Origin of the sequence: Streptomyces sp. NPDC000348 (assembly GCF_042898795.1) — a bacterium.
In the GTDB taxonomy this organism is placed as follows: Bacteria; Actinomycetota; Actinomycetes; order Streptomycetales; family Streptomycetaceae; genus Streptomyces.
The window spans coordinates 1-23965 of the sequence record NZ_JBIAZD010000029.1 but is presented as its reverse complement, the minus strand read 5'-3'; the positions used below and the strand labels follow the sequence as shown (position 1 = coordinate 23965).

Here is a 23965-nt window from a genome sequence, read left to right as displayed (position 1 = left end):
CCGAGGACATGACTCGCGTGATCGCCGGCGCGGCCGGCGGACGCCGCCTGGCCGTTCCGCCGGGACAGGGGACCCGCCCGACCTCCGACCGCGCGCGGGAGGGCCTCCTCTCCACCTGGCAGTCCCTGCTCGGTGGCCCGCTGGACGGCGAACGCGTCCTCGACCTGTACGCCGGTTCCGGCGCCGTCGGCCTGGAGGCCCTGTCCCGCGGCGCCGGGCACGTCCTGCTCGTGGAGGCCGACGCCCGCGCCGTCCGCACGGTCCGGGAGAACGTGAGATCGCTCGGTCTCCCCGGCGCCGAGGTCGGATCCGGCAAAGCGGAACAGATCATCCGCGCCGCGCCCCCGCCGGAGCCGTACGACATCGTCTTCCTCGACCCGCCCTACGCCGTCCCGGACGACGATCTCCGCGAGATCCTGCTCACACTCCGCTCGCAGGGCTGGCTCGCCGAAGAAGCCCTCGTCACCGTGGAGCGCAGCACCCGAGGCGGAGAATTCGCCTGGCCGTCCGGCTTCGAGGCGATCCGGGCCCGCCGCTACGGCGAGGGAACGTTTTGGTACGGTCGCGCCGCCTCTACGTGCGAAGACGCACGATGACCGGACCGGAGAGCGAGGGATCACAAGTGCGCCGCGCCGTATGCCCCGGGTCGTTCGACCCGATCACCAACGGACACCTCGACATCATCGCCCGGGCCTCCCGGCTGTACGACGAGGTCTACGTCGCGGTGATGATCAACCAGTCCAAGAAGGGCCTGTTCGAGATCGAGGAGCGGATCGACCTGATCCGCCGGGTCACCGCCGAGTACGGCAACGTCCGCGTCGAGGCCTTCCACGGCCTGCTCGTCGACTTCTGCAAGCAGCGCGACATCCCCGCCATCGTCAAGGGCCTGCGCGCGGTCAGCGACTTCGACTACGAGCTGCAGATGGCCCAGATGAACAACGGCCTCTCGGGCGTGGAGACCCTCTTCGTCCCCACCAACCCCACCTACAGCTTCCTGTCCTCCTCGCTCGTCAAGGAGGTCGCGGCCTGGGGCGGCGACGTCGCCCACCTGGTGCCGCCGGAGGTCCTGACGGCCCTCACCGAACGCCTGCGCAAGGACTGACCGTTCCCGTACGGCGGTCCGGTGTCCGCCGGACGCCCCAGGGCCGTACAGTCGTCCCGTCCGTCTCCAACACAGCTGCAGGGAGTGGCGAGCACACGGTGGACGTGCAGAAGAAGCTCGATGAGATCGTCGCCACGGTCTCCAGTGCCCGGTCGATGCCCATGTCGGCCTCGTGCGTGGTCAACCGCGCCGAACTGCTCTCGATGCTCGAAGAGGTGCGCGCGGCGCTCCCCGACTCCCTCGCCCAGGCCGAGGAGCTGATCGGCGGCCGGGAGCAGATGGTCGAGCAGGCCCGCCAGGAGGCCGAGCGGATCATCGAGGGCGCGCACGCCCAGCGCGGTTCCCTGATCTCCGACACCGAGATCGCCCGCCGTTCCCAGTCCGAGGCCGACCGGATCCTCACCGAGGCCCGCAAGGAGGCCGAGGAGATCCGCGCGGAGGCCGACGACTACGTCGACTCCAAGCTGGCCAACTTCGAGGTCGTCCTCACCAAGACGCTCGGCTCGGTCGGCCGTGGCCGCGAGAAGCTGCTCGGCACCGGCCCCGGCCTCGACGAGCAGGGCTACGAGGACGAGGACGCCCCTGAGCGCAGCCACGACCCGGAGACCCTGCGCCGCTCCGCCGACGAGTACGTCGACGTCAAGCTCGGCGCCTTCGAGGCGGTCCTCGCCAAGACCCTGGAGGCGGTGGGGCGGGGCCGCCAGAAGCTGCACGGCCGGATCGCCACCGACGACCTCGGCGCCCTCGCCGACGACCCGACCACCGTCCAGCACTCCAGCGACGCCGACTACCTCGCCGACCTCGCGTCCCTCGCCGAGCAGGACGCCGCCCCGGCCAAGCGGCCCGAGCCGCAGCAGCAGGCATACGCCCAGCCGGAGCCCGCCTACGGCTATCAGCAGCAGCCCGACCCGTACGCCGGCTACCAGCAGCAGTACGGCGGACAGCAGGACGCCTACGCCCCCGCCTCCGGCTACGCCCCGGCGGGAGACGCCTCCGCCCAGCAGGCCGACCCGTACGCCGCGTACCAGGGCTACGACGCGCAGGGGCAGGCGTACGACCCGAACCAGGGGCAGCGGGCCGGGCACGACCAGCAGGGCTACGCCCTGGACGAGACCAGCCTCTTCGACACCAGCATGATCACGCCCGAACAGCTGCGGGCCTACGAGCGCGAGCGGGGTCTGTAGGGGCGGATTGGGCCGAGAGCGAAAGGTCCAGTATCCTGGCTCTTCGGTCGCGCTTACGTCCGCGATCCACGCTGCCCGGGAACATCGCGGGGCAGCGGTACCTCTGAGCTCGAAGACCGAAAGCAGGAATGGCCCTGAACGCCCGCCTCGACCACCGCAACCCCCTCGTGTTCGACACGCACGAGCTGGGGCGGCGGCCCGGTGCGCTGCAGCGCCTGACCCGTACGGTCGACGCTCCCAAGGACTTCGGTATCAAGGGGGTCATCGGAGTGCCGGAAGGCGCCCCGGTGGAGCTCGAGCTCCGGCTCGAGTCGGTCATGGAAGGGGTGCTCGTCACAGGCACCGCCCGTGCCGAGGCCGAGGGGGAGTGCGTAAGGTGTCTGGAGCCGCTGGAGCAGCAGCTCGAAGCGGACTTCCAGGAGATGTTCTCGTACCCTGACGCCGACGACCGGGGCCGCGTGATCGCGGAACCGGGCGACGACGCCGAGGACGACGAGGACAGGCTCTTCATCGAGGACGGCCTGTTCGACCTCGAGCCCGTGCTGCGTGACGCGGTGGTGCTCGCACTGCCGATGCAGCCGGTGTGCCGGGAAGACTGCCCGGGTCTGTGCTCCGAGTGCGGAGCACGGCTCGCCGACGACCCGGACCACCACCACGACGCCGTCGACATCCGTTGGGCGGCTTTGCAGGGACTCGCCGGCACCATCAAGGACGGCGAGAAGGACGAGATGAGCGGCGCCGAACCGGGCGTCGACGAGAAGCAGGAGAAGTAGCCGTGGCTGTTCCGAAGCGGAAGATGTCGCGCAGCAACACGCGCCACCGCCGGTCGCAGTGGAAGGCTGCGGTCCCCACCCTGGTTGCGTGCGAGCGCTGCCACGAGCCCAAGCAGCAGCACATCGCGTGCCCGTCTTGCGGCACTTACAACAAGCGCCAGGTCCTCGAGGTCTGAGCGGCCGGTGAGAGGCACTGTGTCCACGCCGAAGAAGAACTCAGCGGACAACCAGGCCTCGTCCCACACGCTTCTGGAAGGGCGGCTCGGCTACCGGCTCGAGTCCGCCCTTCTGGTGCGTGCGCTGACCCACCGTTCCTACGCGTACGAGAACGGCGGCCTGCCGACGAACGAGCGGCTGGAGTTCCTCGGGGACTCCGTGCTCGGCCTCGTCGTCACGGACACGCTGTACCGCACCCACCCCGACCTGCCCGAAGGCCAGCTGGCCAAGCTGCGGGCCGCGGTGGTCAACTCGCGTGCGCTGGCGGAGGTGGGCCGAGGGCTCGAACTGGGCTCCTTCATCCGGCTCGGCCGCGGTGAAGAGGGCACGGGCGGCCGGGACAAGGCGTCCATCCTCGCCGACACCCTGGAAGCGGTGATCGGCGCGGTCTACCTCGACCAGGGCCTGGACTCGGCGGCGGAGCTGGTGCACCGCCTGTTCGACCCCCTGATCGAGAAGTCCTCGAACCTCGGTGCCGGCCTGGACTGGAAGACCAGTCTCCAGGAGCTCACCGCGACCGAAGGACTCGGCGTGCCCGAGTACCTGGTCACGGAGACCGGCCCGGACCACGAGAAGACCTTCACTGCTGCCGCCCGCGTCGGAGGCGTCTCGTACGGCACCGGCACCGGCCGCAGCAAGAAGGAGGCGGAGCAGCAGGCCGCCGAGTCCGCGTGGCGGTCCATCCGGGCCGCGGCGGACGAGCGCGCCAAGGCGGCGGCCGAGGCCGAGGAGGTCGTCCGGACCGCCGAAGCCGACGCCTCCGGGAAGAGCGCCGACGCCCCGTCGGCCTCCGCCTGACGAACCACGCGACCCGAGCGCCCGCCCCGCACCGGGGCGGGCGCTCGGTGTTCGTCCACCGGTCCTGGGAGGGGACACCATGCCCGAGCTGCCCGAGGTCGAGGTCGTACGGCGCGGACTCGAGAGGTGGGTCGCCCACCGGACCGTCGCCGACGCCGAGGTGCTGCACCCGCGCGCGGTACGCCGTCACGTCGCCGGCGCCGACGACTTCGCGCACCGGCTCGAGGGGCACCGCATCGGCGTCCCCGGCCGCCGAGGCAAGTACCTGTGGCTGCCCCTGGAGGACACCGGCCAGTCGGTCCTGGCCCACCTCGGCATGAGCGGCCAGCTCCTGGTCCAGCCGCACACGGCGCCGGACGAGAAGCACCTGCGCATCCGCGTCCGCTTCACCGACGCCCTGGACACCGAACTCCGCTTCGTCGACCAGCGCACCTTCGGCGGTCTGTCGCTGCACGACACCACCCCCGACGGACTGCCCGACGTCATCGCGCACATCGCCCGGGACCCTCTCGACCCGCTCTTCGACGAGGAGGCGTTCCACCGCGCGCTGCGCCGCAAGCGGACCACCATCAAGCGGGCCCTGCTCGACCAGTCACTGATCAGCGGCGTCGGCAACATCTACGCCGACGAGGCGCTGTGGCGGGCCCGCATCCACTACGAGCGCCCGACGGCCGGCTTCACCCGCCCGCGCACCCTGCTCCTGCTGGGCCATGTCCGGGACGTCATGAACGCCGCGCTCGCGGTGGGCGGCACCAGCTTCGACAGTCTCTACGTCAACGTCAACGGGGAGTCCGGCTACTTCGACCGGTCCCTGGACGCCTACGGCCGTGAAGGGCTGCCCTGCCGCCGCTGCGGTACGCCGATGCGCCGGCGGGCGTGGATGAACCGGTCCAGCTACTTCTGCCCGAGGTGTCAGCGGGCGCCGCGCGTCTCGTCGTAGCGCTCACGGGCCTCGAGCACGGCGTCCATGCTGCCCTCGACGCACTGGATGAGGGAGAGCAGGCGCCGGGTGACCTCGTGGCCCAGCGGGGTCAGTTCGTAGTCCACGCGGGGCGGGTTGGTGGGCTGGGCCTCACGGTGCACCAGCCCGTCGCGCTCCAGCGCGTGCAGCGTCTGGGAGAGCATCTTCTCGCTCACCCCGTCGACCCGGCGGCGCAGCTCGTTGAACCGCAACGAGCCCTCGTGGAGCGCGCCGAGGGTCAGCGCGCCCCAGCGCCCGGTCACATGCTCCAGCGTGCCGCGGGACGGGCACGCCCTGGCGAACACGTTGAAGGGGAGCTCCCGCTCCTCCGGTCGCCGCGCGGTCGTCATGGCACAAGCCTACGGCAGAGCAGCGCTGACCCACGGGTTGCGCTGACCCGCGGATTGCGCTGACCGGAGGTCAGTAGCCGAAGTTCTGGGTCCACCACGGGCCGCCCGACCCCATGTGGACCCCCACGCCCAGCGTCTTGAAGTCGCAGTTCAGTATGTTCGCCTTGTGGCCGGGGCTGTCCATCCAGGACTGCATCACGGCCTCGGCGTCGGCCTGGCCCCGGGCGATGTTCTCGCCGCCCAGGTTGCTTATGCCGGCCGCCTTGGCCCTGTCCCACGGGGTGTCGCCGTCGGGGTCGGTGTGGTCGAAGAAGCCCCGGGCGGCCATGTCGTCGCTGAACGCCGTGGCCAGATCGGTCAGCGTGCTGCTCGCGGTGACCGGGCTGCACCCCGCCTTGGCCCGCTCGGCGTTGACCAGCCGGAGCACCTCGGCACCGGCGACGGCCTCCGCCGACCCGGCCACCGGAGTGCTCGTCTTCTTCTCCGGCTCCGGCGTCGCCTTGCGGGACGGCGTCTTCTCCGCGGTCTCCTCGGGGGCCGCCGCGGTCTCCTTCTTCTCCGGAGTCCTCTTCTCCGGGGTCTTCGTCGGCGCGGCCGACGTGGAGGCCGACGCGGACGGCTCGGGCGAGGCGGAGCGCTCGGCGTCACGGCTCGCCGGGGCGCCGGCGTCGCGGCTCGGGTTCTCCGGAGTGCCGGACGTGCCGCCCTGCCCGCTGGGCGAGTTGGTCGGCGCGTCCCCGGCCTGCACGCTGTCACCGGAGGCGCTGTCGCCGCCGAGCCGGTAGTTCTCCAGACCGGGCACCGCGCCGGTGGCCACCGCCACCGTGCCGAGGGCCACCGCGGCGGAGACACCGAGCAGGCCGGTACGGACCGGGGCCGCGGCCTTCTTCTTCCGGCGCCGGTGTCCGCCGGTGCGGGGGGCGTCGTCGGGCCCGGGGCCGTCACCGGCGAAGGCGTGGCCGATCCGGTCCGGTCCCGTCGAGAAGTCGGCGCCCGGGAAACCGCCGCGGGTGAAGTCGCCGCCCCCGGCTGGGGCTCCGGCGCCGTCCGTCGCGTAGAGATAGGCCTCGCTCTTCGCGTACGTCTCGGCGTACGCCTGCGGGTTGAGGTACGGCGCGGTGCCCATCGTGGGCGGGCCGTTCCGCCGGTCGTCCCTCGGAAGCGGGCCGTCGGCGCAGGGGTCGTCGTGAGTGACCCCGGTGGCGCGACCCGTGGCGGCGCGGCCGGCGGCGGAGCGTCGGTGGCGTCCCATGTCCTGGCCTTCCTCGTCCTTGCGGTCGACTCGTGCTGGCGACCAACCCGAAACTCAACGATCACGAAACTCACACGAACGAGTGAGTTTCATATGAGATTCATGGGTGGGGACGCTACCGCATGGCGCAAGGGCGAGGTGTGCCCCCGGAGACATTGACCGGTTAGGTTGCAGCCATGAGCGAGGATGTGCGACTGGTCGCCTGGGTGCGCGGACGTGTCCAGGGCGTGGGTTTCCGCTGGTTCACGAGGGCCAAGGCGCTGGAGATCGGCGGCCTGCGTGGTTTTGCTCTCAATCTGGGGGACGGCAGGGTCCAAGTGGTCGCCGAGGGCGCCCGCGAACGCTGCGAGGGGCTGCTCGACTGGCTCCAGGCCGGCGACACGCCCGGACGCGTGGACGGAGTCACCGAGATCTGGGACACACCGCGCGGCGGCTACGAGGGCTTCGCCGTCCGCTGATCCCGCCCGCCCCGGCGGCCCCGAAGGCCGTGGACGGCCGGTGCGACGGGCCCTCCCCGACGAAAAAGTCCTGGTGATTGCCGAGAAGGGCTTGCCGTGGGCGGCGCCGGCCGCCAAGATGATCGCCACGTCCCGAGGACCCGTGAGACTCGCGCCGCCGTTGTCCGCCGGCCGTGCGCACCCGGTTGTCCACCCATACGGGGCGTGATCGTGTTGACCCTCAAACTTTTTGGTGAGACGCTGAAAGCCCCGCGCACCTTAGCTGTTTGGCATGGCTGAACGGCAGTACAACTCCAGGCCTGCCAAGCACCGCGGGTGCGAATCCCTCACGACCCACACCGCATCGGTCGGTCACTCATTGTGGAGGACCATCCATCATGGCAAAGGCGCTTCTCGGTTACGTCGGCGGCTCCGACCCGCGACTCCTCGCCGAGATGCGACGGCTCCAGCAGCGCGTCCAGGACCTGGAATCCGAGCTCGTACGGATCCAGGCGGAGAAGGACGCGCTGGCGGCTGCCGCTTCTCACGACAGGATCATGGAGAGCGTTGACGCACACCAGGCGGAGCCTGCGCTCACCTGATCACTGCACAGCTCCACGAACGGCACAGCAGTGGTCGGGCCCGCCCGTCATCACCGCCGAGCAGTCTGAATGGCAAGGGACGCCCCGGCGTCCCTTCTTTCTTTCCTGCCTCCGCGACCTCGCCCCAGCACCCACGCCCCCGCGCACGGCGCTCCGCACTCGCTGTCCCGCGCATCCTTTCACCGTCTTCAACGTCTGATGTGCCCTGAGCGTTCACCCGCGAAACCGTGCGTTCACGGAGTGGGATCAGCCCGGTGGGCGAAGTCCGGCGGGTAAAGTCCGGCGGCGTGCACCTCAAGGCCCTGACCCTCCGCGGCTTCAAGTCGTTCGCCTCCGCGACCACGCTCCGGTTCGAGCCGGGGATCACCTGCGTCGTGGGTCCGAACGGCTCGGGCAAGTCCAATGTCGTGGACGCGCTCAGCTGGGTCATGGGCGAGCAGGGCGCCAAGTCGCTGCGCGGCGGCAAGATGGAGGACGTCATCTTCGCCGGCACCACCGGCCGCCCCCCGCTGGGCCGTGCCGAGGTGTCCCTGACCATGGACAACTCCGACGGCGCCCTCCCCATCGAGTACGCCGAGGTCACCATCACGCGGATCATGTTCCGCAACGGCGGCAGCGAGTACCAGATCAACGGCGACACCTGCCGTCTCCTCGACATCCAGGAACTGCTCTCCGACTCCGGCATCGGACGTGAGATGCACGTCATCGTCGGCCAGGGCCGGCTCGACTCCGTCCTGCACGCCGACCCCACGGGTCGCCGCGCCTTCATCGAGGAGGCCGCCGGCGTCCTCAAGCACCGCAAGCGCAAGGAGAAGGCGCTGCGGAAGCTGGACGCGATGCAGGCCAACCTCGCCCGCGTGCAGGACCTCACCGACGAGCTGCGGCGCCGGCTCAAGCCGCTCGGCCGCCAGGCCGCCGTCGCCCGGCGGGCCGCCGTCATCCAGGCCGACCTGCGCGACGCCCGGCTGCGGCTGCTCGCCGACGACCTCGTACGGCTGCGCGAGGCACTGCAGGCCGAGATCGCCGACGAGGCCGCCCTCAAGGAGCGCAGGGAGGCGGCCGAGGCCGAGCTGGGGAAGGCCCTCCGGCGCGAGGCCCACCTGGAGGACGAGGTGCGCCGGCTCACTCCGCGGCTGCAGAACGCCCAGCAGACCTGGTACGAGCTCTCCCAGCTCGCCGAGCGGGTGCGCGGCACCGTCTCGCTGGCCGACGCGCGCGTGCAGAGCGCGACCTCCGCGCCCCCCGAGGAGCGGCGCGGCCGGGACCCCGAGGACATGGAGCGCGAGGCCGCCCGCATCCGCGAGCAGGAGGCCGAGCTGGAGGCCGCCCTGGAAGCGGCCGAACGCGCGCTGGAGGACACGGTCGCCCACCGCGCGGAGCTGGAACGCGAACTCGTCCAGGAGGAACGGCGGCTGAAGGACGCCGCACGGGCCATCGCCGACCGGCGTGAGGGGCTCGCCCGGCTCAAGGGACAGGTGGGCGCGGCCCGTTCGCGCGCCGCCGCCGCCCGGGCCGAGATCGAACGGCTGGCCGCCGCCCGCGACGAGGCCCGGGAGCGGGCCACCGCCGCGCAGGAGGAGTACGAGGCGCTCCGGGCCGAGGTCGACGGCCTCGACGCGGGGGACGCCGAACTCGCCGAGCGGCACGACGAGGCCGGGCGGCGGCTCGCGGAGGCCGAGACCGCCCTCACCGCCGCCCGCGAGGCGCTCACCGCGGCGGAACGAAAGCGCGCCGCTACCCAGGCCCGCCACGAGGCACTGGCGCTCGGCCTGCGCCGCAAGGACGGCACCGGCGCCCTGCTGGGCGCGAAGGACCGCCTCACGGGGCTGCTGGGCCCGGCCGCGGAGCTGCTGACGGTGACGGCCGGCTACGAGGTACCGCTCGCGGCCGCGTTCGGCACGGCGGCCGACGCCCTCGCGGTGACCTCGCCGTCCGCCGCGGCCGACGCGATCCGTCTGCTGCGCGCACAGGACGCGGGCCGGGCGACCCTGCTCCTGGCGAAAGCCCCGGAGGGGAGCTCCGCCTCCCCCCTCCCCGCCGGCCCGGCAACGCCCCGGGGGGACGCGGGGAACGGCGCGGCCGGCCACGACGCACCCGCGGCCGCCGGACCGTCCGCCCCTCCCTTCCCCGAGGCGCGTCCCGCCGCGGACCTCGTCAGCGGGCCCGCCGAGCTCATGCCGGCCGTCCGACGGCTGCTGCACCGCGTCGTCGTCGTCGGCACCCTGGAGGACGCCGAGGAACTCGTCGGCGCCCACCCCGACCTCACCGCCGTCACCGCCGGAGGGGATCTGCTCGGCGCCCACTTCGCCCAGGGCGGTTCGGCGGGCGCCCCCAGCCTGCTGGAGGTGCAGGCGTCCGTGGACGAGGCCGCCGCCGAGCTGGAGGAGCTGGCCGTGCGGTGCGCGGAGCTGGCCGGGGCGCAGGAGGCGGCGGCCGGGCGGCGCCGGGAGTGCGCGGCCCTCGTGGAGGAACTCGGGGAGCGGCGCCGGGCCGCGGACCGGGAGAAGTCCTCCGTCGCCCAGCAGCTCGGCCGGCTCGCGGGACAGGCGCGCGGCGCCGCCGGGGAGGCCGAGCGGGCCGGCGCCGCCGCGGCCAGGGCACAGGAAGCACACGACAAGGCGCTCATCGACGTCGAGGAACTCGCCGAGCGGCTCGCCGTCGCCGAGGAGACGCCGTTCGAGGAGGAGCCCGACACCGCCGTGCGCGACCGGCTCGCCGCCGACGGGGCCAACGCCCGCCAGACCGAGATGGAGGCCCGCCTCCAGGTCCGTACGCACGAGGAACGGGTCAAGGGGCTCACCGGACGGGCCGACTCCCTGGACCGCGCCGCCCGCGCGGAACGCGAGGCACGCGCGCGTGCCGAACAGCGCCGGGCCCGGCTGCGGCACGAGGCCGCCGTCGCCGGCGCCGTCGCCGCGGGCGCCCGGCAGCTCCTCGCGCACGTCGAGGTCTCCCTCGCCCGTGCCGACCGGGAGCGCACCGCCGCCGACACGGCCAAGGCCCGCCGCGAGCAGGAACTCGCCCGTGCCCGCACCGAGGGGCGCGACCTCAAGGCGGTACTCGACACATTGACGGATTCGGTTCACCGGGGTGAGGTACTCGGCGCCGAGAAACGGCTGCGGATGGAGCAGCTGGAGACCAGGGCGCTGGAGGAACTCGGTGTGGAACCGGCCGGGCTGGTGTCGGAGTACGGCCCGCACCAGCCGGTGCCGCCCTCGCCCCCCGCCGAGGGCGAACAGCTGCCGGAGGATCCGCAGCACCCGCGCAACAGGCCCCGTCCCTTCGTGCGGGCCGAGCAGGAGAAGCGCCTGAAGGCCGCCGAGCGCGCCTACCAGCAGCTCGGCAAGGTGAACCCGCTCGCCCTGGAGGAGTTCGCGGCTCTCGAGGAACGCCACCGGTTCCTCAGCGAGCAGCTGGAGGACCTGAAGAAGACCCGCGCGGACCTGCTCCGGGTCGTCAAGGAGGTCGACGAACGCGTCGAGCAGGTCTTCACCGAGGCCTACCGGGACACCGCCCGCGAGTTCGAGGGCGTCTTCTCCCGGCTGTTCCCGGGCGGTGAGGGGCGCCTGGTGCTGACCGACCCCGACAACATGCTCACCACGGGCGTGGACGTCGAGGCGCGTCCGCCCGGCAAGAAGGTCAAGCGCCTGTCGCTGCTGTCGGGCGGCGAGCGGTCCCTGACCGCCGTGGCGCTGCTCGTGTCGATCTTCAAGGCGCGGCCCAGCCCGTTCTACGTCATGGACGAGGTCGAGGCCGCCCTCGACGACACCAACCTCCAGCGGCTGATCCGGATCATGCAGGAGCTGCAGGAGGCCTCGCAGCTGATCGTGATCACGCACCAGAAGCGCACCATGGAGGTCGCCGACGCGCTGTACGGCGTGTCCATGCAGGGAGACGGCGTGTCCAAGGTCATCAGCCAGCGTCTGCGCTAGACCGGCACACAACATTCAAGTTCTGAACGATCTTCACTCTGTCGCGTCTAAAAACTCACAGCACATGACCTATTGACTTCAAAAGTTGAAGGCATAGTCTCTGCAATGTTGTTTTTACCTTCAGGTACCTTCAGCTGGACCTCGAAGGGCTGACCCCCATCCGGCGATGTTGCCGGTGGCCCGAGGAGTACACGTGACCAGCACCACGCAGGCACAGAAATCAGGAGCCGGGACGGCTCACCCCGAACATCTCGGGCACGTCATCTTCATCGCGGCGGCGGCCGCCATGGGCGGTTTCCTGTTCGGCTACGACAGCTCCGTGATCAACGGCGCCGTCGAGGCCATCCGCGACCGCTACGACATCGGCTCCGCCGCGCTCGCGCAGGTCATCGCCGTCGCCCTGATCGGGTGTGCCATCGGCGCCGCGACCGCCGGCCGCATAGCCGACCGCATCGGCCGCATCCGGTGCATGCAGATCGCCGCGGTCCTGTTCACCATCAGCGCCGTCGGCTCCGCGCTGCCCTTCGCGCTGTGGGACCTCGCCTTCTGGCGGATCGTCGGCGGCTTCGCCATCGGCATGGCCTCCGTCATCGGCCCGGCCTACATCGCCGAGGTCGCCCCGCCCGCCTACCGCGGCCGGCTCGGCTCCTTCCAGCAGGCCGCGATCGTCGTCGGCATCGCCGTGTCGCAGCTGGTCAACTGGGGCATCCTGAACGCCGCCGACGGCGACCAGCGCGGTGAGCTGATGGGCCTGGAGGCCTGGCAGGTCATGCTCGGCGTCATGGTGATCCCGGCCGTCCTCTACGGCCTGCTCTCCTTCGCCATCCCCGAGTCCCCGCGCTACCTGATCTCCGTCGGCAAGCACGAGCGCGCCCGGCAGATCCTCGAAGAGGTCGAGGGCAAGGACATCGACCTGACCGCCCGCGTCACCGAGATCGAGTCGGCGATGCACCGCGAGGAGAAGTCCAGCTTCAAGGACCTGCTCGGCGGCAGCTTCTTCTTCAAGCCGATCGTCTGGATCGGCATCGGCCTGTCGGTGTTCCAGCAGTTCGTCGGCATCAACGTCGCGTTCTACTACTCCTCGACGCTGTGGCAGTCGGTCGGCGTCGACCCGACGGACTCGTTCTTCTACTCGTTCACCACGTCGATCATCAACATCGTCGGCACCGTCATCGCGATGATCTTCGTCGACCGCGTCGGCCGCAGGCCGCTCGCGATCATCGGCTCCGTCGGCATGGTGATCGGCCTCGCGCTGGAGGCCTGGGCCTTCTCGTCCGACCTCGTCGACGGAGCGCTGCCCGCCACCCAGGGCTGGGTCGCCCTGATCGCCGCGCACGTCTTCGTCCTCTTCTTCGCCCTGTCGTGGGGCGTGGTGGTCTGGGTCATGCTCGGCGAGATGTTCCCCAACCGGATCCGCGCCGCCGCCCTCGGCGTCGCCGCCGCCGCGCAGTGGATCGCCAACTGGGCCATCACCGCGAGCTTCCCCTCGCTGGCCGACTGGAACCTGTCGGTCACCTACGTGATCTACACGGTCTTCGCCGCGCTCTCCATCCCGTTCGTCCTGAAGTTCGTGAAGGAGACGAAGGGCAAGGCGCTGGAGGAGATGGGCTGAGCACAGCCCCCCGAGTCCGGGGAGAAGGGCTCAAGTCCCCGCCGTCCCTCTCCCCGCACCCTCACCGCCGCCCTCGCCCCGGTCCTCCGGGCGAGGGCGGCGGCGTGTTCTCCCCGGAGACCGGAGACCGGAGACCGGAGACCGGGCCTCACGCGTGCGCCTTCGCGGACCCGCGCGTCCCGTCCGATACTGGACGCGCCGCGACCCCGCTCCCGAAGGCCTCCCGCCCGGCACGAGGCCGGGCGGCGGGCCCGGTCCGGCCCGGCGGGGCCGAGGACCCCGCGCGTACAGCGAACGGCCTTGCGGGAGGTCACGCCATACTGGGGCTGTTATGGACATCGTCATCCTTGCTGTAGTCATCGCCGTGGTCGTGCTCGGCGCGCTCGGCGGGCTCATCGTCGGCAGCCGGCGCAGGAAGCCGCTGCCCCCGCCGCCGCCCGCCGCGCCCGACATCACCGCCCCTCCGGCCGAGCCGCACGTCGGCGAAGAGGCCGAGACGCCGCGGGAGGAACCGCGGCGCACCATAGAGGAGGTTGATCTTCCGGCGGGCGCCGGTCCCGTCGTCATCGAGGAACCGCCCGCCGCCGTCGAGGCTCCCGAGATCGAGATCCCGGAGCCCACCGCCGGCCGTCTGGTCCGGCTGCGCGCCCGTCTCTCCCGTTCGCAGAACGCCCTGGGCAAGGGCCTGCTCATCCTGCTGTCCCGCGAGCACCTCGACGAGGACACCTGGGAGGAGATCGAGGACACCCTGCTCACCGCCGACGTCGGTGTGCAGCCCACCCAGGAACTGGTCGAGCGGCTGCGCGAGCGCGTGAAGGTGCTCGGCACCCGCACCCCCGAGGAGCTGCGCGGGCTGCTCCGCGAGGAGCTGATCGCACTGGTCGGTCCCGAGATGGACCGCACCGTGCACACCGAGAACGCGGCCGGCGGCCCCGGCATCGTGATGGTCGTCGGCGTCAACGGCACCGGCAAGACCACCACTACCGGCAAGCTCGCCCGCGTCCTGGTCGCCGACGGCAACACCGTCGTGCTCGGTGCCGCCGACACCTTCCGCGCCGCCGCCGCCGACCAGCTGCAGACCTGGGGCGAGCGGGTCGGCGCCCACACCGTGCGCGGCCCGGAGGGCGGCGACCCCGCCTCCGTCGCGTTCGACGCGGTCAAGGAGGGCAAGGAGATGGCCGCCGACGCCGTGCTCATCGACACCGCCGGCCGGCTGCACACCAAGACCGGTCTCATGGACGAGCTCGGCAAGGTCAAGCGGGTCGTGGAGAAGCAGGCCCCGCTGGACGAGGTGCTGCTCGTGCTCGACGCCACCACCGGTCAGAACGGTCTGGTCCAGGCCCGGGTCTTCGCCGAGGTCGTCGACATCACCGGCATCGTGCTCACCAAGCTGGACGGCACGGCCAAGGGCGGCATCGTGATCGCCGTGCAGCGCGAGCTGGGCGTGCCGGTCAAGCTGGTCGGACTCGGCGAGGGCGCGGACGATCTGGCGCCGTTCGAGCCGGACGCGTTCGTGGACGCCCTCATCGGGGAGTGACGTCCGGCACCCGAGGAGAACCCGGCAGACGCGAAGAAGCGCCCGCCCCCGAGCCGGTCGGGGGACGGGCGCTTCGCCGTGTCCGGGGCGCGGACGTCCGCTCCGCCGGCCGCGCCCCGGCGCCCCGCCCGGGTGTCGTCCGGGGGCGGGCCTCCGGGTGGTGGCCGGGTGGCGCTAGGCACCCGACCGGTGCGCCACGTACGCCAGCGTGCCCAGCAGCAGACGGGCCTCGGGCGGGCGGCGGGACGCCGAGTCCAGGGCGGGGGAGCGGAGCCAGCGCACCGGGCCCAGGGTGCCCCGGTCGGACGGCGGTGCCGTGATGTGCGTACCGGGCCCGAGGCCGCGCAGGTCCAGGGCGGCCGGGTCGTCCCAGCCCATGCGGTAGAGCAGCTCGGGCAGTGCGGCGGCGGCGCCGGCGGCGACGAAGAAGTGGGCGCGGCCGTCCGGGGTGGCGGCGACCGGGCCGACCGGCAGGCCCATGCGCTCCAGCCGGGCCAGGGCGTGGCGCCCGGCGGCCTCCGCGACCTCGATCACGTCGAACGCCCGCCCGACCGGCAGCATCAGCGAGGCCCCCGGGAACTCCGACCAGACCGCGGTCACCTCGTCCAGCGGGGCCCCGGCACGGATCACCGGCGCCCGGTCCAGCGGATGCGCGCCCGGTGCCCGGCACCCGGCGTGACCGCAGGAGCAGGCGCCCGCGGCGGCCCGGACGCCCGGCACCACGTCCCAGCCCCACAGTCCGGTGTACTCCGCCACGACGGTGCCGTCCGAGGAGCGGCTCCGGCGACGCGAGCCGGACCGGATGTCGCGGATGCCCCGGCTGATACCGATCGTGAAGCCCATGCCCCCTCCAACGGGTCCGACGTACCGACGGTCACGCAACGAACGCGGAAAGTGACTCTCTGTTTCCGACTTCCCGATGACGCTCCACTCAACCGGCGCTTCGAAGCGCCCGGGGGTGGTGCGTCCGGAGATGCGCGCCCCTCGGTGCATCGCCGCATCCACTTTTGGCTGTCCCGTGTCAAGTGAATCGTGGGATGGCAACGGTGAGTTCATTCGAAGGGGTGGCGAATGGTGGCGATTGTGGTTCCGCCATGGTGAGGCGGGTGATCGTAGGGTTACTTTGTGTGCACGGCTTCTTGGGGCACATGCACTCGTGGGTATGCCGGAGGCAACTCGGCTCTCCGTTCGAAGGGTGACAACCGTCGGACGGGCGGCCCCGACAACCGGCATTCTGATAGGGTTTGGCGCACTCGGCGACAAGTGGTCTTCAGGGATGGGGGCGTTCCAGTGAGCGGCAACGGCGGTGGCGGGACGAACGCTGCGAGCGCGGAGAAGCGCCCGAACGAGCTGCTCGCGTCGTGGTTCGTCCGCAGCGGCTGGTCCAAGGGCGAGCTCGCCCGCCAAGTCAACCGCAGGGCACGCCAGTTGGGCGCCAACCACATCTCCACCGACACCTCGCGCGTGCGCCGCTGGCTGGACGGTGAGAACCCGCGCGAGCCGATCCCCAGGATCCTGTCCGAGCTGTTCTCCGAGCGCTTCGGTGTCGTCGTCTCCGTCGAGGACCTGGGCCTGCGCACCGTCCGCCCGGCACCCTCCGCGACCGGCGTCGACCTGCCCTGGACGGGCCCGCAGACCGTGGCCCTGCTCAGCGAGTTCTCGCGCAGCGACCTGATGCTGGCGCGGCGCGGCTTCCTCGGGAGCTCGCTGGCCCTCTCCGCGGGCCCGTCCCTCATCGAGCCCATGCAGCGCTGGCTCGTCCCCTCCCCGCCGGCCCCGCCGGCCCGGCCCGACGCCGACCCGGTGTCCTCCTCCGCGCGCGCCCGCGGCCGGCTCTCCAAGCCGGAGCTGGACCTGCTGGAGACCACCACCGTGATGTTCCGGCAGTGGGACGCCCAGTGCGGCGGCGGTCTGCGCCGCAAGGCGGTCGTCGGACAGCTGCACGAGGTGACCGACCTGCTCCAGGAACCCCAGCCCGAGGCCACCACCCGACGCCTGTTCAAGGTCGCCGCCGAACTCGCCGAACTGGCCGGCTGGATGTCGTACGACGTGGGGCTCCAGCCCACCGCGCAGAAGTACTTCGTGCTCGCCCTGCACGCCGCCAAGGAGGCCGGCGACCGGCCGCTCGGCTCGTACGTGCTCTCCAGCATGAGCAGGCAGATGATCCACCTCGGTCGGCCCGAGGACGCCCTGGAGCTGATCCACCTCGCCCAGTACGGCAGCCGGGACTGCGCGAGCCCGCGCACCCAGTCCATGCTGTATGCGATGGAGGCCCGCGCCTACGCCAACATGGGCCAGCCCGGCCGGTGCAAGCGGGCGGTGCGGATGGCCGAGGACACCTTCGCCGAGGCCGAGGAGTGGGACGAGCCCGACCCCGACTGGATCCGCTTCTTCTCCGAGGCCGAGCTGCACGCGGAGAACTCCCACTCCTACCGCGACCTCGCCTACGTCGCCGGCCGCAGCCCCACCTACGCCTCGCTCGCCGAGCCGCTGATGCGGCGGGCCGTGGAGCTGTTCGGCCGGGAGGGCGGCGAACACCAGCGCTCCTACGCCCTCAACCTGATCGGCATGGCCACCGTCCACCTGCTGCAGAACGAGCCCGAGCAGAGCGCGGTTCTCGCCACCGACGCCATCAAGGCGGCCAAGAAGGTCCGTTCCGAGCGCGTCAACACTCGTATCCGAAAGACGGTCGACACCGCCGTCCGCGACTTCGGGGACCTCGCCGAAGTCGTCGAACTCGGCGAGCGGCTCGCGATCGAGCTGCCCGAGACCGCGGACGCGGTCTAAGACCCCGAGGTACCGCCAGGCCCCGGCCGCGGCCGGCCCTCCCGAACTGCCCGACTCGGCTCCCCCATGCCAGGTCATTCGGAGGCCGGCCGCGGCCGGTCGTGTGTCTCCCCGGCCACGGCTCACCGCCGTACACCGAAGGTTGCGTCACGATAACGATCGGCACGCCCCGGATCCGGCAGTTCATCGACCCGTAACACGTCGGGTGCCTTCGTCACGGCGGCGAAACAACGAGGGGCCTCCACCGAAACGGCGCTGCGCGAATCTCATGGCGCATAACCGGCCCACCCCTCCATCCGCCCAAGGCTTCGCCCGCACGGGGCCGTACCAACGACGAGGAGACGCCGATGGCACCAGCCATCACCCTGGCCGCAGACGCGCCCACGCTGTCCGCCGCCAACACAGGGTTCATGCTCATCTGTTCCGCCCTGGTGATGCTCATGACCCCGGGTCTGGCCTTCTTCTACGGAGGCATGGTCCGCGTCAAGAGCACCCTGAACATGCTGATGATGAGCTTCATCAGCCTCGGCATCGTCACCGTCCTGTGGGTGCTGTACGGCTTCTCCATGGCGTTCGGCACCGACTCCGGCAGCGTCATCGGCTGGAACTCCGACTGGGTCGGCCTGAGCGACATCGGCCTGACCGAACTCTGGGACGGCTACACCATCCCGGTCTTCGTCTTCCTGGTCTTCCAGCTGATGTTCGCCGTCCTCACGCCCGCGCTGATCAGCGGAGCGCTCGCGGACCGCGTGAAGTTCACCGCGTGGGCCCTGTTCGTCGCCCTGTGGGCCACCGTCGTCTACTTCCCGGTCGCGCACTGGGTCTGGGGCGCCGGCGGCTGGGCCTTCGAGCTGGGCGTCATCGACTTCGCCGGCGGAACGGCCGTCCACATCAACGCCGGTGCCGCCGCGCTCGGTGTGATCCTGGTGATCGGCAAGCGCATCGGCTTCAAGAAGGACCCGATGCGCCCGCACAGCCTCCCGCTGGTCATGCTCGGCGCCGGGCTGCTGTGGTTCGGCTGGTTCGGCTTCAACGCCGGCTCCTGGCTCGGCAACGACGACGGCGTCGGCGCCCTGATGTTCGTCAACACCCAGGTCGCCACCGGCGCCGCGGTCCTCGGCTGGCTCGCCTACGAGAAGATCCGCCACGGCGCGTTCACCACGCTGGGCGCCGCCTCCGGCGCGGTCTCCGGTCTGGTCGCGATCACCCCGGCCGGCGGCGCGGTCTCCCCGCTCGGCGCGATCGCCGTCGGCCTCATCGCCGGTGTGCTGTGCGCCATGGCCGTCGGCCTCAAGTACAAGTTCGGCTACGACGACTCCCTCGACGTCGTCGGGGTCCACCTCGTCGGCGGCATCCTCGGCTCCCTGCTCATCGGCTTCTTCGCCACCGGCAAGGGCCAGTCCGACGTCGCGGGCCTCTTCTACGGCGGCGGCCTGGACCAGTTCTGGAAGCAGTGCGCCGGCGTCTTCGGTGTCCTCGCCTACTCCCTGGTCGTCTCCGCGGTCCTCGCCCTCCTCCTCGACAAGACCATCGGTATGCGAGTCTCCGAGGACGACGAGGTGGCCGGCATCGACCAGGCCGAGCACGCCGAGACCGCATACGACTTCAGCGGCGCCGGCGGCGGCGCGGCCCGCACCGCGGCCACCGCCCCCGTCGCCCCGGCCGAGAGCAAGAAGGTGGACGCATGAAGCTCATCACCGCCGTCGTCAAGCCGCACCGGCTCGACGAGATCAAGGAGGCCCTCCAGGCCTTCGGAGTGCACGGACTGACCGTCACCGAGGCCAGCGGCTACGGCCGCCAGCGCGGCCACACCGAGGTCTACCGCGGTGCCGAGTACACCGTCGACCTGGTGCCCAAGATCCGCATCGAGGTGCTGGTCGAGGACGACGACGCCGAGCAGCTGATCGACGTCGTGGTCAAGGCGGCCCGCACCGGCAAGATCGGCGACGGCAAGGTCTGGTCGATCCCGGTCGAGACGGCCGTACGGGTGCGGACCGGCGAGCGCGGCCCGGACGCGCTCTGACAGCGGACGGACGAACAGGAGTCGCTGGGTGACGGGGACGGACATGCACAACGAGGCAGAGGACTCGGGACCCAGCGGCTACGCGGCGGCCCGGCTGCACCTTCTCACCGAGGAGGCGCGGTCCGGGCCGCCGCGCCGCACCGCCCTCGCGGACCTCACCGACGACTGGCTCGGCGGACTGTTCGCGGCGGGCGCGGCGGGCGCGCGCGGGGTGTCCCTGGTCGCCGTGGGCGGCTACGGGCGCGCGGAGCTCTCCCCGCGCAGCGACCTCGACCTCCTCCTGCTGCACGACGGCGGCGACCCCGAGGCGGTCGCCGCCCTCGCGGACCGCCTCTGGTACCCCGTCTGGGACCTGGGCCTCGCCCTCGACCACTCCGTCCGCACCCCGGCCGAGGCCCGCAGAACTGCGGGCGAGGACCTCAAGGTGCAGCTCGGACTGCTGGACGCCCGGCACATCGCCGGCGACCTCGGCCTCACCACCGCCCTGCGCACGGCGGTGCTCGCCGACTGGCGCAACCAGGCCCCGAAACGCCTCCCCGCCCTGCGGGAGCTGTGCGAGGAACGCGCCGAACGCCAGGGCGAACTGCAGTACCTCCTGGAACCCGACCTCAAGGAGGCCCGCGGCGGACTGCGCGACGCCACCGCCCTGCGCGCCGTCGCCGCCTCCTGGCTCGCCGACGCCCCGCGCGAGGGCCTCGCCGACGCCCGCCGCCGGCTCCTCGACGTACGGGACGCCCTGCACCTGACGACCGGGCGTGCCACCGACCGGCTCGCGCTCCAGGAACAGGACCAGGTCGCGGCCGAACTGGGCGTGCTCGACGCGGACGTGCTGCTGCGGCAGGTCTACGAGGCCGCGCGCGTCATCGCCTACGCCGGTGACGTCACCTGGCGCGAAGTGGGACGCGTACTGCGCTCCCGCGCGGTACGGCCCCGGCTGCGCGCCATGCTGGGCGGGGGCGGGAAGCCGGGCGCCGAGCGCTCCCCGCTGGCCGAAGGGGTCGTGGAACAGGACGGCGAGGTGGTGCTCGCCCGCGCCGCGCGCCCCGACCGCGATCCCGTGCTTCCCCTGCGTGCCGCGGCCGCCGCCGCACAGGCCGGACTCCCGCTCTCCCTGCACGCCGCACGGCGCATGGCGACCGGCGCGCGCCCCCTGCCCACGCCGTGGCCCGCCGAGGCCCGCGAACAGCTCGTCACCCTGCTGGGTTCCGGCCGCCCCACCGTCGAGGCCTGGGAGGCGCTGGAGGCGGAGGGCCTGGTCAGCCTGCTGCTGCCGGACTGGGACAGGGTCCGCTGCCGTCCGCAGCGCAACGCCGTGCACATCTGGACCGTCGACCGGCACCTCATCGAGACCGCCGTGCGCGCCTCCGCGTTCACCCGCCGCGTCAGCCGCCCCGACCTGCTGCTGGTCGCCGCGCTGCTGCACGACATCGGCAAGGGCTGGCCCGGCGACCACTCGGTGGCCGGCGAGGTCATCGCCAGGGACGTGGCCGCCCGCATCGGCTTCGACCAGCACGACGTCACCGTGATCGCCACCCTCGTACGCCACCACCTGCTGCTCGTCGAGACCGCCACCCGGCGCGACCTGGAGGATCCCGCCACCGTACGGGCGGTCGCCGACGCCGTGGGCGCCCAGGGCACCCTCGAACTGCTGCACGCCCTCACCGAGGCGGACGCCCTCGCCACCGGGCCGGCCGCCTGGTCGTCCTGGCGCGCCTCGCTCGTCGCCGACCTGGTCGGACGGGTCTCCGCCGTGCTGTCCGGAGACGCCCCGGAGGGACCCGAGGAAGCCGCGCCCACCGCGGAACAGGAGCGACTGGCGATCGAGGCCGTCGCCACGGGCGCGCCGGTGCTGTCCCTGCGGGCCCGGGCCGAGCCGCCCACCGAGCCCACCGACGATCCCGAGCCGCTGGGCGTGGAACTGCGCATCGCGGTGCCCGACCAGGCGGGTGTGCTGCCCGCCGTGGCCGGGGTGCTCGCCATGCACCGGCTGACCGTGCGGACCGCGGAGCTGCGGTCGGTGGACCTCCCGGACGGTGTGGAGGGCTCCGTGCTGCTGCTGGACTGGCGGGTCGCCGCCGAGTACGGCTCCCTGCCCCAGGCCGCCCGGCTCCGCGCCGACCTCGTACGCGCCCTCGACGGCACCCTGGACATCGCCGGCCGCCTCGCCGAACGGGACGCCGCGTACCCGAGGCGGCGGGGCGTGGTCGCGCCGCCGCCGCGCGTGACCGTCGCCCCGGCGGCCTCCCGGCACGCCACGGTGATCGAGGTCCGCGCGCAGGACGCGCCGGGCCTGCTGTTCCGGATCGGGCGGGCGCTGGAGGACGCGGCGCTACGGGTGCGCAGCGCGCACGTCTCCACGCTCGGCGCGAACGCCGTGGACGCTTTCTACGTGACGCAGGAGCAGGGTGTCCCCCTGCCGGGCGACGAGGCGGTGGCCGTGGCCCGGAAGCTGGAGGAGGCACTGCGGGCCTGACCTCCCGGTCATGTCGTGCGTGCACGGGACGTGCTCCCCGCCACCGCGGGGACGGTCCCGGGCGGGACGCGTGCCGCGTCACCGGGCCCGACCGCTCCTCGCCGACGCGGGGTCCCCGTCCCCCCGCCCGCCGACCCCGGCGGGTGGGGACGATTTGCCTGCCGGGCCGGATACCCTGGAGGGCAGCCCAGTTCCGCCCCCGACCCCGAGGACCGACGCCGCCGTGTTCGATACTCTCTCCGACCGCCTCAGCGCGACTTTCAAAAACCTCCGCGGAAAAGGCCGGCTGAGCGAAGCGGACATCGACGCCACGGCGCGTGAGATCCGCATCGCGCTCCTGGAAGCGGACGTGGCCCTGCCGGTCGTCCGCACGTTCATCAAGAACGTCAAGGAGCGCGCGCTCGGCGCCGAGGTCTCCAAGGCGCTGAACCCCGCCCAGCAGGTACTGAAGATCGTGAACGACGAGCTCGTCACGATCCTGGGCGGCGAGACCCGCCGGCTGCGCTTCGCCAAGCAGCCGCCGACCGTGATCATGCTGGCCGGTCTGCAGGGTGCCGGTAAGACCACCCTCGCGGGCAAGCTCGGCCGCTGGCTGAAGGAGCAGGGCCACTCGCCGGTGCTGGTCGCCGCCGACCTCCAGCGCCCGAACGCGGTCAACCAGCTCAGCGTCGTCGCCGAGCGCGCGGGCGTGGCCGTCTACGCGCCGGAGCCGGGCAACGGCGTGGGCGACCCGGTGAAGGTCGCCAAGGACTCCATCGACTTCGCGCGGACCAAGGTCCACGACATCGTGATCGTGGACACCGCCGGCCGCCTGGGCATCGACCAGGAGATGATGCAGCAGGCCGCGGACATCCGCGACGCCGTCCGGCCCGACGAGATCCTGTTCGTCGTCGACGCGATGATCGGCCAGGACGCCGTCAACACCGCCGAGGCCTTCCGCGACGGCGTCGGCTTCGACGGCGTGGTGCTCTCCAAGCTCGACGGCGACGCCCGCGGTGGCGCCGCCCTGTCGATCCGGCAGATCACCGGCAAGCCGATCATGTTCGCGTCGAACGGCGAGAAGCTCGACGACTTCGACGCCTTCCACCCGGACCGGATGGCCTCCCGCATCCTCGACATGGGTGACCTGCTCACCCTGATCGAGCAGGCGGAGAAGACGTTCAGCCAGGAAGAGGCCGAGAAGATGGCCTCCAAGCTGGCGTCGAAGAAGGGCCAGGACTTCACCCTGGACGACTTCCTGGCCCAGATGGAGCAGGTCCGGAAGATGGGCAGCATCAGCAAGCTGCTCGGCATGCTCCCGGGCATGGGCCAGATCAAGGACCAGATCAACAACCTCGACGAGCGCGACGTCGACCGTACGGCCGCGATCATCAAGTCGATGACCCCGGCCGAGCGCCAGGAGCCCACGATCATCAACGGCTCGCGCCGTGCCCGTATCGCCAAGGGCTCCGGTGTCGAGGTCAGCGCGGTGAAGAACCTGGTCGAGCGGTTCTTCGAGGCCCGGAAGATGATGTCCCGCATGGCTCAGGGCGGCGGCATGCCGGGGATGCCCGGGATGCCGGGCATGGGCGGCGGTCCGGGCCGGCAGAAGAAGAAGCAGAAGCAGGCCAAGGGCAAGCAGCGCTCCGGCAACCCGATGAAGCGCAAGCAGCAGGAGCAGGAGGAGGCCGCGCGCCGCGCCGCCGCCGCGGAGGGCGCCGGCGCCTTCGGGCTGCCGCAGCAGGGCGGCAAGGACTTCGAGCTGCCCGACGAGTTCAAGAAGTTCATGGGCTGAGAACCCGTCGTACGGCGCCGGGGGGGCCCCCCCCCCCCCGGGGGGCCCCCCCGCCCCGGGGGGGGGGGGCCCCGGGGGCCCGGGGCCCCCCCCCCGGGGGCCACCCCCCCCCCCCCCCCCCCCCCCCCCCCCCCCCCCCCCCCCCCCCCCCC

The 23965-nt window shown here is 72.2% G+C and carries 20 protein-coding genes; 17 read left to right on the top strand and 3 right to left on the bottom strand.

Annotated elements, in window-relative coordinates; translation table 11 throughout:
• Nucleotides 1-8: 8 nt before the first annotated feature.
• The 7 genes from rsmD (at nucleotide 9) to mutM (ending at nucleotide 5013) form a co-directional block, all read left to right on the top strand.
• Nucleotides 9-596 (top strand): 16S rRNA (guanine(966)-N(2))-methyltransferase RsmD, encoded by a 588-nt coding sequence (gene rsmD, locus ACFY3N_RS34410; protein ID WP_390820738.1) that lies wholly within the window; start codon nucleotides 9-11, stop codon nucleotides 594-596.
• A gap of 26 nt (nucleotides 597-622) precedes the next feature.
• Nucleotides 623-1102 (top strand): pantetheine-phosphate adenylyltransferase, encoded by a 480-nt coding sequence (gene coaD / locus ACFY3N_RS34405; RefSeq protein ID WP_384706985.1) that lies wholly within the window; start codon nucleotides 623-625, stop codon nucleotides 1100-1102.
• A 98-nt stretch (nucleotides 1103-1200) separates the two neighbouring features.
• Nucleotides 1201-2286: an ATP synthase F0 subunit B gene (locus ACFY3N_RS34400; RefSeq protein ID WP_390820737.1), complete on the top strand. Its 1086-nt coding sequence runs from the start codon at nucleotides 1201-1203 to the stop codon at nucleotides 2284-2286.
• A gap of 128 nt (nucleotides 2287-2414) precedes the next feature.
• Nucleotides 2415-3059 carry a YceD family protein gene (locus ACFY3N_RS34395; protein WP_390820736.1) on the top strand — a complete coding sequence of 215 codons (645 nt, stop codon included), beginning with the start codon at nucleotides 2415-2417 and terminating at the stop codon, nucleotides 3057-3059.
• A gap of 2 nt (nucleotides 3060-3061) precedes the next feature.
• Entirely contained in the window at nucleotides 3062-3235 is a 174-nt protein-coding gene (rpmF, locus tag ACFY3N_RS34390) for a 50S ribosomal protein L32 (protein ID WP_003951102.1), read from the top strand.
• Nucleotides 3236-3254: 19 nt separating this feature from the next.
• Entirely contained in the window at nucleotides 3255-4073 is an 819-nt protein-coding gene (rnc, locus tag ACFY3N_RS34385) for a ribonuclease III (RefSeq protein WP_390820755.1), read from the top strand.
• 79 nt (nucleotides 4074-4152) lie between these two features.
• Entirely contained in the window at nucleotides 4153-5013 is an 861-nt protein-coding gene (mutM, locus tag ACFY3N_RS34380; protein WP_390820735.1) for a bifunctional DNA-formamidopyrimidine glycosylase/DNA-(apurinic or apyrimidinic site) lyase, read from the top strand.
• Here mutM and ACFY3N_RS34375 read toward each other — a convergent pair.
• Both ACFY3N_RS34375 and ACFY3N_RS34370 read right to left on the bottom strand, forming a co-directional pair.
• Nucleotides 4986-5384: a winged helix-turn-helix transcriptional regulator gene (locus ACFY3N_RS34375; RefSeq protein ID WP_390820734.1), complete on the bottom strand. Its 399-nt coding sequence runs from the start codon at nucleotides 5382-5384 to the stop codon at nucleotides 4986-4988. The two genes, mutM and ACFY3N_RS34375, sit on opposite strands and share 28 nt — an antisense overlap.
• 70 nt (nucleotides 5385-5454) lie before the next feature.
• Nucleotides 5455-6636 (bottom strand): CAP domain-containing protein, encoded by a 1182-nt coding sequence (locus tag ACFY3N_RS34370; RefSeq protein WP_390820733.1) that lies wholly within the window; start codon nucleotides 6634-6636, stop codon nucleotides 5455-5457.
• A 176-nt stretch (nucleotides 6637-6812) separates the two neighbouring features.
• On the opposite strand from ACFY3N_RS34370, the gene ACFY3N_RS34365 reads away from it, so the two are divergent.
• The 5 genes from ACFY3N_RS34365 (at nucleotide 6813) to ftsY (ending at nucleotide 14756) form a co-directional block, all read left to right on the top strand.
• On the top strand, nucleotides 6813-7094 hold the full coding sequence (locus tag ACFY3N_RS34365) for an acylphosphatase (protein ID WP_390820732.1): 282 nt from the start codon (nucleotides 6813-6815) through the stop codon (nucleotides 7092-7094).
• 377 nt (nucleotides 7095-7471) lie between these two features.
• Nucleotides 7472-7675 carry a hypothetical protein gene (locus ACFY3N_RS34360; protein ID WP_030824772.1) on the top strand — a complete coding sequence of 68 codons (204 nt, stop codon included), beginning with the start codon at nucleotides 7472-7474 and terminating at the stop codon, nucleotides 7673-7675.
• A gap of 287 nt (nucleotides 7676-7962) precedes the next feature.
• Nucleotides 7963-11607: an AAA family ATPase gene (locus ACFY3N_RS34355; protein ID WP_390820731.1), complete on the top strand. Its 3645-nt coding sequence runs from the start codon at nucleotides 7963-7965 to the stop codon at nucleotides 11605-11607.
• Nucleotides 11608-11800: 193 nt separating this feature from the next.
• Nucleotides 11801-13219 (top strand): sugar porter family MFS transporter, encoded by a 1419-nt coding sequence (locus ACFY3N_RS34350; RefSeq protein WP_390820730.1) that lies wholly within the window; start codon nucleotides 11801-11803, stop codon nucleotides 13217-13219.
• A 331-nt stretch (nucleotides 13220-13550) separates the two neighbouring features.
• Nucleotides 13551-14756, top strand: coding sequence for a signal recognition particle-docking protein FtsY (ftsY, locus tag ACFY3N_RS34345; RefSeq protein WP_390820729.1), 1206 nt, complete (start codon nucleotides 13551-13553; stop codon nucleotides 14754-14756).
• 174 nt (nucleotides 14757-14930) lie between these two features.
• Here ftsY and ACFY3N_RS34340 read toward each other — a convergent pair whose 3' ends face one another.
• Complete coding sequence (locus ACFY3N_RS34340) at nucleotides 14931-15599, bottom strand: bifunctional DNA primase/polymerase (RefSeq protein ID WP_390820728.1); 669 nt, start codon at nucleotides 15597-15599, stop codon at nucleotides 14931-14933.
• A gap of 447 nt (nucleotides 15600-16046) precedes the next feature.
• Between ACFY3N_RS34340 and ACFY3N_RS34335 the strand changes: the two genes are divergently transcribed.
• The 5 genes from ACFY3N_RS34335 to ffh all read left to right on the top strand — a co-directional run bounded on the left by ACFY3N_RS34335 (nucleotide 16047) and on the right by ffh (nucleotide 23813).
• On the top strand, nucleotides 16047-17543 hold the full coding sequence (locus ACFY3N_RS34335) for a hypothetical protein (protein ID WP_390820727.1): 1497 nt from the start codon (nucleotides 16047-16049) through the stop codon (nucleotides 17541-17543).
• Nucleotides 17544-17890: 347 nt separating this feature from the next.
• Complete coding sequence (locus ACFY3N_RS34330) at nucleotides 17891-19231, top strand: ammonium transporter (RefSeq protein ID WP_390820726.1); 1341 nt, start codon at nucleotides 17891-17893, stop codon at nucleotides 19229-19231.
• The gene (locus ACFY3N_RS34325; RefSeq protein ID WP_030231663.1) at nucleotides 19228-19566 is read left to right on the top strand and encodes a P-II family nitrogen regulator; all 339 of its coding nucleotides are present in this window, start codon (nucleotides 19228-19230) and stop codon (nucleotides 19564-19566) included. Before ACFY3N_RS34330 ends, ACFY3N_RS34325 begins: the two co-directional genes overlap by 4 nt.
• Before the next feature lie 43 nt (nucleotides 19567-19609).
• Complete coding sequence (locus ACFY3N_RS34320) at nucleotides 19610-22039, top strand: [protein-PII] uridylyltransferase (RefSeq protein WP_390820754.1); 2430 nt, start codon at nucleotides 19610-19612, stop codon at nucleotides 22037-22039.
• A 223-nt stretch (nucleotides 22040-22262) separates the two neighbouring features.
• A complete protein-coding gene (gene ffh, locus ACFY3N_RS34315; RefSeq protein ID WP_390820725.1) occupies nucleotides 22263-23813 on the top strand; it encodes a signal recognition particle protein in 1551 nt (516 codons plus the stop codon).
• The last annotated feature ends 152 nt before the right edge of the window (nucleotides 23814-23965 follow it).